The 13665-nt window shown below is 38.6% G+C and carries 12 protein-coding genes, 3 tRNA genes and 1 rRNA gene; 12 read left to right on the top strand and 4 right to left on the bottom strand.

Annotation, left to right across the window (positions count from 1 at the left end):
• Nucleotides 1-204: 204 nt before the first annotated feature.
• Nucleotides 205-319, top strand: a 5S ribosomal RNA gene (gene rrf, locus H5088_RS04530).
• Nucleotides 320-908: 589 nt separating this feature from the next.
• Here the strand turns inward: rrf and H5088_RS04525 are convergent.
• The 3 genes from H5088_RS04525 to uvrD all read right to left on the bottom strand — a co-directional run bounded on the left by H5088_RS04525 (nucleotide 909) and on the right by uvrD (nucleotide 6073).
• Nucleotides 909-1757, bottom strand: coding sequence for a chemotaxis protein (locus H5088_RS04525; protein ID WP_182752276.1), 849 nt, complete (start codon nucleotides 1755-1757; stop codon nucleotides 909-911).
• A gap of 103 nt (nucleotides 1758-1860) precedes the next feature.
• A complete protein-coding gene (locus H5088_RS04520; RefSeq protein ID WP_182752275.1) occupies nucleotides 1861-3930 on the bottom strand; it encodes a GNAT family N-acetyltransferase in 2070 nt (689 codons plus the stop codon).
• Complete coding sequence (uvrD, locus tag H5088_RS04515; RefSeq protein WP_002963007.1) at nucleotides 3908-6073, bottom strand: DNA helicase II; 2166 nt, start codon at nucleotides 6071-6073, stop codon at nucleotides 3908-3910. Before uvrD ends, H5088_RS04520 begins: the two co-directional genes overlap by 23 nt.
• A gap of 303 nt (nucleotides 6074-6376) precedes the next feature.
• On the opposite strand from uvrD, the gene H5088_RS04510 reads away from it, so the two are divergent.
• From H5088_RS04510 to H5088_RS04485, 6 genes are all read left to right on the top strand, one after another.
• A complete protein-coding gene (locus H5088_RS04510) occupies nucleotides 6377-6601 on the top strand; it encodes a hypothetical protein (RefSeq protein WP_002963009.1) in 225 nt (74 codons plus the stop codon).
• Between the two features lie 116 nt (nucleotides 6602-6717).
• The gene (locus H5088_RS04505; protein ID WP_182752274.1) at nucleotides 6718-7086 is read left to right on the top strand and encodes a YacL family protein; all 369 of its coding nucleotides are present in this window, start codon (nucleotides 6718-6720) and stop codon (nucleotides 7084-7086) included.
• Between the two features lie 52 nt (nucleotides 7087-7138).
• Complete coding sequence (gene dut, locus H5088_RS04500) at nucleotides 7139-7594, top strand: dUTP diphosphatase (protein WP_182752273.1); 456 nt, start codon at nucleotides 7139-7141, stop codon at nucleotides 7592-7594.
• Nucleotides 7595-7659: 65 nt separating this feature from the next.
• Nucleotides 7660-9510 carry an NUDIX hydrolase gene (locus H5088_RS04495; RefSeq protein WP_182752272.1) on the top strand — a complete coding sequence of 617 codons (1851 nt, stop codon included), beginning with the start codon at nucleotides 7660-7662 and terminating at the stop codon, nucleotides 9508-9510.
• Complete coding sequence (locus H5088_RS04490; RefSeq protein WP_182752271.1) at nucleotides 9507-10232, top strand: hypothetical protein; 726 nt, start codon at nucleotides 9507-9509, stop codon at nucleotides 10230-10232. The genes H5088_RS04495 and H5088_RS04490 overlap by 4 nt, the downstream gene beginning before the upstream one ends.
• Nucleotides 10233-10796, top strand: a complete 564-nt coding sequence (locus H5088_RS04485; RefSeq protein ID WP_182752270.1) for a dCTP deaminase domain-containing protein — start codon at nucleotides 10233-10235, stop codon at nucleotides 10794-10796.
• Here H5088_RS04485 and yrfG read toward each other — a convergent pair.
• A complete protein-coding gene (yrfG, locus tag H5088_RS04480; RefSeq protein ID WP_007378908.1) occupies nucleotides 10793-11440 on the bottom strand; it encodes a GMP/IMP nucleotidase in 648 nt (215 codons plus the stop codon). The two genes, H5088_RS04485 and yrfG, sit on opposite strands and share 4 nt — an antisense overlap.
• Before the next feature lie 61 nt (nucleotides 11441-11501).
• On the opposite strand from yrfG, the gene nudE reads away from it, so the two are divergent.
• The 5 genes from nudE to H5088_RS04455 all read left to right on the top strand — a co-directional run bounded on the left by nudE (nucleotide 11502) and on the right by H5088_RS04455 (nucleotide 13379).
• Entirely contained in the window at nucleotides 11502-12074 is a 573-nt protein-coding gene (gene nudE, locus H5088_RS04475) for an ADP compounds hydrolase NudE (protein ID WP_154903622.1), read from the top strand.
• Nucleotides 12067-12870 (top strand): 3'(2'),5'-bisphosphate nucleotidase CysQ, encoded by an 804-nt coding sequence (gene cysQ, locus H5088_RS04470; RefSeq protein ID WP_182752269.1) that lies wholly within the window; start codon nucleotides 12067-12069, stop codon nucleotides 12868-12870. Before nudE ends, cysQ begins: the two co-directional genes overlap by 8 nt.
• 136 nt (nucleotides 12871-13006) lie before the next feature.
• Nucleotides 13007-13083: transfer RNA gene (locus H5088_RS04465), tRNA-Met, on the top strand.
• A gap of 80 nt (nucleotides 13084-13163) precedes the next feature.
• Nucleotides 13164-13240 (top strand) — tRNA-Met (locus tag H5088_RS04460).
• Nucleotides 13241-13302: 62 nt separating this feature from the next.
• A tRNA-Met gene (locus tag H5088_RS04455) sits at nucleotides 13303-13379 on the top strand.
• The last annotated feature ends 286 nt before the right edge of the window (nucleotides 13380-13665 follow it).

Genomic DNA, 13665 nt, shown 5'->3' with positions numbered 1-13665 from the left:
TGTGGAAGTGGTGTGAGCCATTAAGCTAACTTGTACTAATTACCCGTGAGGCTTAACCATACAACGCCAAACGCGTTTTATGCGACAGTTTGACAGAAGTTAATATGACTAAAGTAGATATTACTTAGAAAGACTTAAAAAATATTATCAGATATTTTCCAAATTCAGTTAATGCGTAGCGATACGGATTAACGCCCAAATTTGCTTGGTGACAATAGCGTTTTGGACCCACCTGACTCCATGCCGAACTCAGTAGTGAAACGAAACAGCGCCGATGATAGTGTAGCATTTGCTATGTGAAAGTAGGACATTACCAGGCTTCAAATTAAAGAAACCCGTTACAGCAATGTGACGGGTTTTTTGCTATCTGGGATTTAATAAATAGCCAAGAGCCCAAACCGCACTCAGCAGTGAAACAAAACAGCTCGAAGGCGAGTCCCGCGGAAGGTCTCCCTGACACAAAGATAGTGTAGCATTTGCTATGTGACTTTCTACCGCTGTGGGCACTACGACATCCCAGGCTTTAAATTGTAGAGAGCCCGACTAGAAATAGTCGGGCTTTTTTACGTCTGCAGAAAAGTAAAATGTGCGCAATTAACACACACTCACAGCAACACCTATCACGTAGGTCGGGCGAGCACAGCGACTCCCGACACAAAGAGAGTGTAGCATTTCACTGTGGCTCTCCACCGCTGTGGGCACTACGACATTCTACTGCGTAGCGCACAGACCTCAAATTGTAGAGAGCCTGACTAGAAATAGTCGGGCTTTTTTACATCTGCAGAAAAGTGAAATATGGGGAGTAACGGACATTACATACTCGATTCTTCTATTCATCTAAATGTACAAGTTGAGCGGAATAGCTCATTATTCCAGTACTAAAGTTTATAGCCAAATCTAAAGGCTATTTAAAATAATCCGTAAGCTTGGGTTCCTTCAGTTTCGGGTTCTTCTATTTGGGTTGGTTTAAATATTACGCTTGGATCAATTAATACACTATGCTTTTGGGGGAGCTTGATTAATCCTAGCATCATATTTTTAGTTTGTGGGTCTAGATCAAAACCAACCTCAGTGAGCTTATCCAGTGGCTTTATGTCTTCTTTTTTATAGTCGATATTATCTTCAACCTTATCTACTAATAAACCAACATGTGGATTTAATCCATCTTTGGTGGTGAAAACAATAATAGGTTTATAGTCTAAGGTTATTTGCTCTTTAGCGGATTCAAATAAACGCTCAAGCTGAATTAGACTATTACGCTTAATTTTGTCGAGCAGAGCTGATACTTGTTTATGATCACTTCGATTATGGGCTGCTATAGCTGCTTTTGCTGTCTCTAGTAATGATTGGAAGGGCTCATCAAGCCGAGACATTGTTAATTTTAAGTCTTCATTGTCGGTGTTGAATTCTTTGTAAAACAAAACAAAATCTTGTAGTTCTGCGTCATTATTTGAAATAGAAGCCGAGCTATTTAATAAGTTACTTTGAAGGGTATTAAACCAGTTTAATAGTTTGTCTTGCCATATTCTTAGTTGTTTTAGTACATGCGCATTACTTTGTTCAGTTGAGATATTATTTAAAATAATACCTAAATCAAAAACAGGTGTTGGTATATCCATATAATCTTTAACACCAATAAAGCTTTTATTATTGTTTGGTAAAGTTGTTAGATTATTGTCAAAGCGCTCAGTTAATAAAATATCGAGTATTTTTAGCGAAATTGTTTTGCAGCCCACTTTAAAGTTTATTAATTCCATGCCTTTATCTTAATTTACCTATTAATGTTTTAAGGATAGAACAAATTAAATAAATAGCTTAAAGATGGATAAAATTTAACAGAGATAGGGCAACTAGAAATTATTAGATGGTACTTGTGAGGTTTTTTATGGCACGTATAAATTGATTCTCAAGCTGCTTTTTTCCTAATAAACCTAAGTGTTGAATCACTTTTTCATTACTTTCATTTTGAAGTACTAACTTTATTAAAAGTTGTTTATCCGACTCTGTTAATCGAGATATATAAGAAGGTGACTGGCTCAGTAACTGCCAAAGAGTTGCAGAGATACTAAATTGAGTGAAGTTACTTTTAGTGAGCAGCGCTAATCGCTCGTGAGTCTCTAGGCTTATTAACTCGTCGCTAAATCCTTCAATTATAATATTCACGAGTTGCCAATCTAGTGTTCTAAAGTGTGTTAAAAGAGCATAAAAGAAATCGTTTTTAAACTGCTTTTTTAGGGGTTGGAGAATTGTACTTTTGTCACTCAAGCATTTAACCACAAGCGCCGAATGTTCAGCGGTGCTTTTATCGCGTTGATAACCTAATTTTACAGTATCAAACCCTAGGTTTTGCCAAAAATTAAGTAACTGCGCTGTTGCGCCAAAGCTTGCACCAAGCCAACTACATTGGCTTTTTACCTGCGACTCGCAATAACTAAGTAACTTTTTACCAAGTCCTATATTGTGGGAACTCGGATCAATCGCTATTCGTACAACGCGGGCGCTCAGTTGTGTTAAACAGTCATTATTAAAGCTAAGTTGTGAGAGTGCTTGCGCCATTAAATGTCCTTGCGGACGGCGCTCTCCACTTATAACTTGTAGGGCAAGTTCTTCACTCAAACCACCTTCTATGGCGATTAAGCATACGCCAACTAATTGATTATTAATTTTGCTAATAAATAGTCTTTGCGATGGTGCGTCTAGTAGTTGGCGTAAGTCGTTGACACTACTTTGATAGTGAGCCAGAGCAAGTAGGGCAATAACTTGCTGCAGTAAAGATTCATTGTTTACAAGAGATTGCTGAGTTACTTCGCTATGAATTGGCTGCTCTAATTCATTACTACTTAACTCTATATATTGTGCATCGAGTGCTAGTAGTGTGCGAATGTGTTGCTCAAGAGGATCGTGTTTAGCAAAGCGCAGTGGCTCATCAAGTGTTACAACTTTAGAGGCTTTATAGTGCGCTTTAATATAGTTACTAAAGCGAATGGTATAACCCCTACCATTGCCTTCATACCCAACCAGAGTGCTTGCAAATACTATACGAGGGTAATGAGCTAGCATTTGTAGTAATAACGGAACAGGGATTGCTGCAGCTTCATCAACGAGTAGTAAATCGCACTCAGGTAGTGTGTTTAATAACGCGTCAGGTGCAACGTAGTGCAAGTTGGCGAGCTGTTTATGTTCAGCGTTGTATTGAAGGCTTAACTCTTGGGCTAAATGTTTGAAGCTGCTATGGGTCGCTTTAAACTGAGTGCTGCAAATAATTACTTTTTTATCAGTTAGTTTTGCCGTTGCTAAGCCAAGTGCTGCCGACTTACCTCTGCCTCTATCAGCATTAATAAGTAAAGGCCTGTTGGCACGACCGTTGGCTACTTTTACTATTTGATCAACGCAGTTTTGCTGTGGTTGATAATCAATTTTATTATGAGCTACATAGCTGGCGTTATTACTAATACAGCCACTTTTTTCACTCAAATGAAAAGCGGGTAACGGTTTAATAATAGTCGCGAAACGTTGATTAAATAAGCTGTAGTCAATGCTCTGACCGTGTGATTGCACTGTACTTAATGCGGGATCTTGCCAAGAGGCTAAATCATCTAGTTCGGGCAGTAATAAAAACAGTATACCGCCTGCTTTAACGGTGCCGGCAAGTGCTGCAAGTTTATCAGGGTGCAAACCACTAAAACCATCGTAAACAGCATGGGCAAATTCTTGCCCTAAAATTTGGTGAGTGCGGGTAGGCCAGTATGAATTTTTAGGCGCACACTGCTTTGATACAACAAGTGTATTGTTTTCATCTATTAATGAGTTGAGTAATTCATAACACCAAACTGAGCTGCCAGTAATTAGCACTAGCTGACGATGATATGCGTCAGCTAGTTGTTGCTCTAACTCATTTAGGTGTGTTTTATACCGCTTGTAATCGTGCATAAGCCGTTACTAACCATTTACTACCAAGGTCGTCAAAGTTAACTTGTACGCGAGATTGCGCGCCACTGCCTTCGTAATTAAGTACGGTACCAATACCAAACTTAGCATGCAAAACTCGTTGTCCTAAGTTAAAGCCACTGTCTTCAAATGCGGCATGGCTAACTGATGCGCTAAAACGCCCAGCGGCAGGTGGGCGAGAAACCTGTGTTTTAATACGGATTTCTTCTACGCAGTCTTCAGGGATTTCGCGTAAAAAGCGAGATGGGCTATGGTATTTTTCTTGCCCGTATAAACGGCGACTCTCAGCATGGCTAATGTATAACTTATCCATTGCTCGTGTCATGCCTACATAACAAAGGCGGCGCTCTTCTTCTAAGCGACCCGACTCTTCGTTGCTTTGCTGAGAAGGGAACATGCCTTCTTCTACGCCTACCATAAACACTAGCGGAAACTCTAACCCTTTAGCTGAGTGAAGCGTCATCATTTGTACGGCGTCTTCGTGTTCTTCTGCTTGTCCTTCACCTGACTCAAGTGACGTATGGGCTAAAAAGCCTTGTAAAGGTGAGCTGTACTCTTCGTCTTCAGGCAGCTCATACTGATCACAAGCGCTAATTAGCTCTTCTAAGTTTTCTACACGAGCACGGCCTTTTTCACCTTTTTCGGCTTGGTACATTGCCATCAAGCCTGAGGTTTGAATTGTGTACTTGGCTTGCTCATGCAAAGTTAGGTCGCTAATTTTATCTTCTATTTGTTCAACGAGTTCTACAAACTTACTTACTGCACCAGAAGCACGACCAGATAAATGCTGTTGTTCTACAATTGCTTTTGCGGCATACCAAAGCGGTAACGATTCTGCTCGTGCACAATCGCGTATATGGCTCAATGTTTTATCGCCAATACCGCGTGCTGGCGTATTAATTACACGCTCAAACGCGGCATCGTCTTGACGATTACCTACTAGGCGTAAGTACGACAACGCATCTTTAATTTCTTGTCGTTCGAAGAATCGCATACCCCCATAAATACGGTATTTTAAGCCTTCTTGCAGCATGGCCTCCTCGAGTACACGAGATTGCGCGTTACTACGGTATAAAATTGCGGCATCTTGTAGGGCATTACCTGCATTTAACCAGCTTCGTAGTTTGCTACTTACAAAGCGTGCTTCGTCTAACTCATTAAATGCCGCATAAATAGAAATTGGCTCGCCATCGTTACCGTCGGTCCATAAGCTTTTACCCATACGCTCTGAGTTATTTTGAATTAATGCATTAGACGCTTTCAAAATAGTTGCTGTTGAACGGTAGTTTTGTTCAAGACGAATGGTTTCTGCGCTAAAGTCAGTTAAAAATCGTTTAATATTTTCGATTTTAGCACCGCGCCAACCGTAAATACTTTGGTCATCGTCGCCTACAATCATGATACTGCTTGTATCGCCTGCAAGTAACTTTAACCAAGCATATTGAATGGTATTTGTATCTTGGAACTCGTCTACGAGCATATGTGCAAAGCGTTGCTGATAATGACGCAGTAACGTTGGGTTATTTTTTAACACTTCGTAGCTGCGTAGTAATATTTCGGCAAAATCTACTAGGCCTGCTCTATCACAGGCCTCTTGGTAGGCGGCGTAAACACGCAGCATCATTTGCTCGTTAATATCGTATGCTTGAATATCTTTAGGGCGAAGTGCTTCATCTTTTTTAGCGCTGATGTACCAGCCAAATTGTTTGGCGGGCCATTTTTTATCATCGATATTCATCGATTTTAATAAGCGCTTTATCATCCGAAGTTGATCGTCAGAGTCTAAAATTTGAAAGGCTTCTGGTAAGTTAGCTTCACGGTGATGAGCACGTAAAATACGATGCGACAAACCATGGAACGTACCAATCCACATACCACCTACAGGGGCTTTTAGTGTTTCTTCAACGCGGCTGCGCATTTCTTTAGCCGCTTTATTAGTAAAGGTTACGGCAAAAATACTGTAAGCAGATGCTTGCTCAACTTGCATAAGCCACGCAATACGATGAACTAACACTCGTGTTTTACCAGACCCAGCACCTGCTAATACCAGCATGTTTTGTAGTGGGGCTGCAACGGCATCGCGTTGTTTGTCATTTAAGCCATCGAGTAATTGTGAAACGTCCATCGTTACGCCTTTTTAATCAATATTGTGGGCAGTATAACAGGTGTTTTTGTTAGGCTAAATAAAATACTGTTTTTATAAACAGCTATTTATAAAATAGCCTTAAAAACGAGTAACTTGATAATTTTTTGAACAAACAAAAAAGCGTAAAAGCATAACAAAAATTGCTAATTTGACCTAAAGTTAGCAAAATTTACTAACTCTCTAAATCTAGGGCAATTTAACTATTTGATTTGTAAGCTTTAATAAATTGGCATAAAGTGTGTAAGTAAATAATTATAAAATCAAATAAATACAGAGGTTAGTATGGCAGATCAAGGTTCTGGCGGTAACGTAATCGCAGCATTATGTAATATATTTTTTCCTGGTTTAGGGCAGTTAGTGCAAGGGCGTATTTTAGCGGCTATATTTTTTGCACTCGCTATTATAATAAGTTACGCACTAATTTATGTGCTTGTAGGCTTTGTACTTGTGCCTATTATTTACTTATGGTCGATCATTGACGCAGCGCGTTATAGATCGCGAAGTTAACGGTTTTAAAGTTGAGTAAAATAGCGCCCATGTGGCGCTATTTTACTTTATATGTCCTGTGGTTTGCGGGCGTTTACGTATATAATTACTCAATTAAAGATTTACAGGCAAATCCTATGGAATATCAATTTATTCGCGACCCTATTAGTGGGCTACGTATTAAAATAAGCAGTGAACACGCTATTATTGGTCGCTGGCTAAACGAAGAAATAGGCAAAGACAAAGTAGCCATGGTGCAAGCGCTTATTGCATCGGTAAGTTCAAGCTATGAGCCGCTAACGCTAAAAGGCCAAGAAATAGATTTAATATTAACCAAAGACGAAGCACTATTTGAAGCCCATGCGCTTCATCAAGACAGCGAAGGCCTAATAGCGTATCAAGATGACGATTTAGCGCTTGAAGAAAATGGTTTAAGCAGTGGTTGTGGCTTTGAAGATTTTATTGATTTAATTGATTCATGGCATGAGTTTACGACTGGTCGTTAAGTTATATTATCTATATCCTTTTTATAAATTTATTTAGAGTAGAAAGTTTAAAATGAAAAAAGTTGAATTAAAAATTGTAAATCCTAAAGTTGGTACTGAAATTCCTATGCCTGAGTATGCTACAGATGGCTCTGCTGCTATAGACCTTAGGGCCTGTGTTGACGATATGTTACAAGTTTTACCGGGTGAGACGAAATTAATTCCTACTGGTATTGCTTTAAATATGCAGGATACTGGAATGGCTGCTACTATTTTACCTCGCTCAGGTTTAGGTCATAAACATGGGATTGTACTGGGTAATTTAGTTGGATTAATCGACTCAGATTATCAAGGTGAGTTATTCATTTCAGTATGGAATAGAGGTAATGATGAATTTGCAATAAACTCTGGTGACAGAATTGCTCAACTGATGTTTATTCCAGTACTTAAAGCTGATTTTGTACTTGTCGATGAATTTGAAGCAACAGAGCGTGGAACTGGTGGCTTTGGTCATACTGGCGTGAAGTAGCTTTCTTAGATAGATGGCGTGTATATACCACGCCACATAGCAACTTAGTTAAAAGGATTTACTAAATGATTCGACATATTATTGCAGTAATTTCAGCATTCTTAATTTGGTTAATGTTTTATATTTTCAACAAAGATATTGCTATTGGAGCTTCAGGAAGTATTGTAGGTTTTATAATTGTTGAGCTTTATTTTTTTATGCGAAAAAATGACCTCGATCTTACATTCCTTGGCCTGAAAAGGTTACTTTATGTATTCAAGAAAAGAAAAATAATAAAAAAATCTATTACTTCCGACTCTTTGGCTGATTACACCTTCTGGTTAAAAGAGGAGTTTGTTTTTCCTCTATCTTCCTTTCATAAAGAAATAGATAAAACTGTAATTCAAAAGCTTTCAAGTTTCGAAGCCGCCATATTTATTCTACTTATTAATGATAACCACAATTGTATAGATTGCAGCTACCTTACTTCAGAGGATTTTAAGGAACTTTTTACTAAAGCTCTAAAAGAGTCGTTTTATAAAAGGTTAATTCTCAAAGAGTCTCTGTCGCAAATTATTAAGCCAGCTGACTTAGAAAAACTACTTATCAAGTTTGAAGAGCAATTAATTGTAGATTGCGATTTAAGTAATGAAAATACTGGTAATGATCTCTTCACTAATAAGGTTAGAGAGTTATGTGTTGTTGGCGGAGAAATAAAAATATCTATTTTTTCAACTACTTCGCAATTATCACACGATATATTAAAAGATTTAAAAGCTTATCAAACAAGTACCACTAAAGTTGATATAGATTTCTATATTTGCAGTCCAAACGTTAAAGCAGACTCAGCAATTTTGGAATTAACGAAAGAGTACGAAGTCCCCGCTGGTGCGTTGCCAGATCAGTTTGTAAAAGCTAGTAATAAAAAAGCACATGTAGAGATGGATATTATCCGCCGCGTATTTAGAGTGTTGCGCTCTTTTAAAGACATTAAAGATAATCAAGAAAGCTATTGTAAAACGTCGGTTTATTTATATAAAAAAAGCTATCCCGGTTGTAAAATTCGTCTAATAGAAAACAAGTTTGTTGAATTACAACCTGGTCCATTAAAGTTTGCTAATAATTTATATCGATTTCGTATCGCGAGCACCGATTCAGAAGTAATAAATACACTTAGTGATGCTGTTAAAAACTTTAAAGATGGTAATGAAGTTCAATGTATTGAATTATTAAACCAACCAATAGAGCAGGCAGAAAAGCAGGCATTACTAGAGTTAGCCGAATGGCTAATATCAAGAGGCATAAAAACAGATGATTTATCTAAATATGCAACAGATATTCATGCATTTAGTGGTGATCAGGAAACACGTGCTAGACTAAAATTTTTACAAAATAGAATAGGAACTGCTTATAAAGCTATAACTAATTTGAGTAATTTTACAAATGAAGAGCTTTGTGCAGAAGAAAATTTTAAACAATCAACAGGTAGCGGCATCAGGGAAGTAGAAATAAACAATAATATTAAACATATAACAGTCGCTGCTATTTTTACGAATGATAATAAAATCCTTCTAATTGAAAAAGCTAAAGAATTTTATGAAGGAAAGTATAGCCTTGTTGCAGGACATGTAGAGTATCAAGATAATACGCTCGCTGATGCTGTTGAGAGGGAGGTCAATGAAGAGATTGGGCTAAACATAAATAGCTTAACTTATATTTGTCATATTGATGACTTAACAGACAAATGTGGTCATGGTGGTGAGATCCATGATTGGCATGTTTTTAATTCTTATGAAATCATAGATGAGAATAGTTTAAAGCTTGGTGCCGAAGTTAAAAGTATTAAGTGGGTTTCTTTGAATGAACTTCAAACAATGAAAGAAGAATTAACTGATGGTGCTTGCAAGATTTTTAATGCCATGGGTTGGTTGAAATGAAAAGCGTTGTTATAAGACTAACCGGCGGCGGTGCTATTTCTGAGGCTAGTACCGAAATTGATGTGCCATGGTGGGGGTATAGAAATATGCATATCACTCCTAGTGTGTACAGTGATTTAACTGCGCTTATTGCTAATAACCCATCAACAAGATTTATATTTGTTTGCGGTGGCATAGGGGCTTTTCTTTTTACTGATTTAGTTAAAAACCTAGCTATTGATAGTTATGCAGATGAAGTTGGGAAAGGCATAATTTCGATATTAAATGGTATCGCAATATCATATTTAAACTCACTTTCTGTAAATGTCTATCCAAATGAAGTACCTGCCAATGAAGTAGAAAAATACTTATCTACAACTGATGCTAGTTGCTTTTTCATTAAGCCTGATTCAGGTTGTATTAGTAGTGATTCACTAGCTGCAGAAGCAGCTTTCTTGGCTAAAGCAGACCTTTTGTTATATGTAAAAAAAGGTGCTCCTCAATATCATGTTGGTTTCGACAAGCCAACGATCATTAACCGCTGGTCATTAGATGATATAGAGCTTAAATCTCTTACTTTGTATGAAGAGCAAGCTAAGCATTATGTGCTTGATTATCAGGCATGTTCAATACTCAAATCTAATACTAATGAAATTTATATTATCCCTCCCGAAATTATTAAAGAAATCAATACGAGCTCTTTTCCTGGCAGTAACTCAGAATTAGTAACAAGGGTGTATTAAATGGTATTAAGTTCCGAAAGCATAAAAAGACACCTAATTGAAGGTAAGCTTGTTATTGAGGGTTTTAAAGAAAGCTCATTCAGACCTGCGAGCTATTTACTGAGGCTAAGTGACCACATACTTTTAATGGAACAGCACGATAGAGAAATTGATACTAAATCTACAGATACGAAATCTTTTTTTAAAGCTATACAAATTCCAATTGAAGGGTATGTATTAAAACCAGGTGATTTTATATTGGGAGCTTCTGTTGAGTCTTTGAGTTTACCAAATTCTTTGTGCGGAGAGCTAAGTCAACTATCCTGTTATGCTAGAGTGGGTTTGAGCATTAACTTCAGCGCTAATTATGTTGCACCAACATTTGGTCACAATAACCCGTCATCTATAACCTTTGAGATAAAAAACGAATCTTGTAATGATATCCGTATATATTCTAGAGTGAATTTTTGCCATATACGCTTTATGCAAACTGACTTGGATGTTACAAGTTCATACAATGGAATATACAGTGGGCATAAAGAGGCAAAGGCAGCTGACTTTAGTACAAAGCCAGCGAAAGGTTAAATAATCTTACGATAGTCGGTAACACTCAGGTAATCGGCTATTTCGTTATGTGGTTGTTGGCTATCAGGGTTAGCAACTGCCAGTAAGTGCTCGATGCCGTATTCTCGTGCGGCATTTAATACCGGCACACTGTCATCTACAAACAAAGTGCGCTGCTTATTAAACCCTAAGTCTTTTTGTACTTGGTGCCACAAACTTTGCTGCTCTTTACTTACTCCATATTCATGAGTAGACACTACACCATCTAGGTAGTTATCAATCGCTGTATGCTCAAATTTCAGCATGACACTCTCAGGGTGGGCGTTGGTAAGTAAAATTAACTCTTTGCCTGCTTTTTTAAGCTCGGTTAAAAAATGAGGTACGTCTTCGCGCATTTTAATTAAATGCTGAGACTCTCGTTTAAGCTCCATTATAGGCAAGCTTAATTGCTGCTCCCAATAATCTAAACAATACCACTGTATTTGACCGCTCACAGCTTGATAGCGTTTTAAAATATCTGCTTTAGCTGCATCTAGGCTAATGCCTCTAGCTAATGCGTGTTGCGCAGGGATAACGTTAAGCCAAAAATGACTGTCGTAATGTAAATCGAGTAATGTTCCATCCATGTCGAGCAAAACGGTATCGATTTTTGACCAATTTAACATAGGAATTTCAACTTATAAGGTTTATTATTGAACTAACTGCCATGATAGCAAATTAACGCCAATGACACAGAAAAAGCACCCAACACCACCACAAATCCTCAGTAACAATGTTGTTGCTAAAAGTCGCCTGTTTACTGTGGAGTCTTTAGAGTTAAAGTTTTCTAATAACGAAGAGCGCCAGTATGAGCGAATTCGCGGCGGTGGCCGGGGAGCAGTGATGATTGTTCCGTTAAGTGCAGATAATGAGTTACTACTTGTACGTGAATACTGTGCGGGCACAAACAATTACCAGTTAGGTTTTCCTAAAGGCTTAATTGATCCGGGCGAAACGCCAGAGCAAGCTGCTAACAGAGAACTTAAAGAAGAAATTGGCTTTGGTGCTGAGTATTTTAAACCATTAAGAACAGTAACAATGGCGCCGAGTTACTTTAATGCCACTATGCATATTTTATTTGCTAAGCAATTATACCCACAAACCCTTATTGGCGACGAACCAGAGCCGCTAGTTGTTGTTAAGTGGCCATTAACTCAGTGGCAGTCATTATTAGACCAAGAAGATTTTACCGAAGCACGCAGTGTTGCAGCTTTGCTATTATTAGATAAGTATTTAGCGTCTGGAGCTGCCGATGAATAAATTAATCGAACCGTGCATTGAATTAGCTGAGCGTGCTGGCGATGCAATTATGGCCATTTATAAAAAAGGCGATATTGGCCAACAAGAGAAATCAGATAATACGCCTGTTACCAAAGCTGATCTAGCAGCAAATGACGTACTTGTTGCTGGATTAAAAGCACTTGCACCTGATATCCCAATTATGTCGGAAGAAACACCTATACCTGCACTCGCCGACAGACAGGACTGGCAGCGTTATTGGTTGCTCGATCCGATGGATGGTACTGGCGAATTTATTTTAGAAAGTGGCGACTTTGCAGTAAACATTGCATTGATTGAACATAATCATCCTGTACTTGGCGTTATTCATTGGCCTGCAAAAGGTGTGACTTATTTTGCTACAGCTAAAAATGGTGCCTTTAAACGTGAAAACTCAATTGATAAGCAAATATCTGTAGCGCCGCCAGAGAGCTTGACGCTTGCAGTGAGCCGCCGCCAAAAAATAGAAGCGGTGAGTCAGTATTTAAATAGTCAGTTTACAACGATTGCTATTGGTTCGTGTTCTTTAAAAGCCTGTACTGTTGCAGAGGGCAAAGCAGATTGTTTTTTAAGAATTGGTCCAACGGGAGAGTGGGATACAGGTGCTTCACAAGTTATTGTTGAAGAAGCCGGTGGTTGTATTACGGATGCAGAATTTAATCCGCTAACGTACAACCAACGAGAGAGTACTGAGAACCCTGACTTTATAGTGATGGGACATCCCGACTGGGAATGGCAAAAAATGATTAATCCACATCAAAGATTGAGCGCAGAGTAGTAATTTGATTGCTTTTTGTTCGGTTGAGCAACTTTAATTAGTTTAGGTCTTGCATTAAATGTTTATTCCTATATAGTAGCGCTCTCTTCAAGGCAGGCACGTAAATATTACGAAAATGCTTTAAAGAAATTACAGGCGCGGGATGGAGCAGTCTGGTAGCTCGTCGGGCTCATAACCCGAAGGTCGTCGGTTCAAATCCGGCTCCCGCAACCAATTTCCTTAGGGATTGAGGTTACTGTAAACTCTAACTTAAGAGATAAAATAAAGTAGTCGATAGACTTAAAATATACAGGCGCGGGATGGAGCAGTCTGGTAGCTCGTCGGGCTCATAACCCGAAGGTCGTCGGTTCAAATCCGGCTCCCGCAACCAATTCTTTAATTGGAAGCCAAGTTGTAATGTAAGCAACTTTAAACAAGTCTACAAATTTCAGGCGCGGGATGGAGCAGTCTGGTAGCTCGTCGGGCTCATAACCCGAAGGTCGTCGGTTCAAATCCGGCTCCCGCAACCACTGAAATAAATAAGAATGAAACGGCACGCTTAAAGCGTGTTTTTTTATGTCTAAAATTTAGTGTGTATATTTTGGCTCATAACCCGAAGGTCGTCGGTTCACCTTTTATAAGTTCAGGCTCCCGCAACCACTGAGATAAATAAGAATGAAACGACACGCTTAAAGCGTGTTTTTTTATGTCTAAAATTTAGTGTGTATATTGTGGTTCATAACCCGAAGGTCGTCGGTTCACCTTTTATAAGTTCAGGCTCCCGCAACCACTGAGATAAATAAGAATGAAATGGCA

Origin of the sequence: Pseudoalteromonas sp. SR43-3 (genome assembly GCF_014163875.1) — a bacterium.
Lineage (GTDB): Bacteria > Pseudomonadota > Gammaproteobacteria > Enterobacterales > Alteromonadaceae > Pseudoalteromonas > Pseudoalteromonas distincta.
The sequence above is the reverse complement of the archived record's forward strand: the minus strand, read 5'-3'. Positions and strand labels throughout refer to the sequence as shown.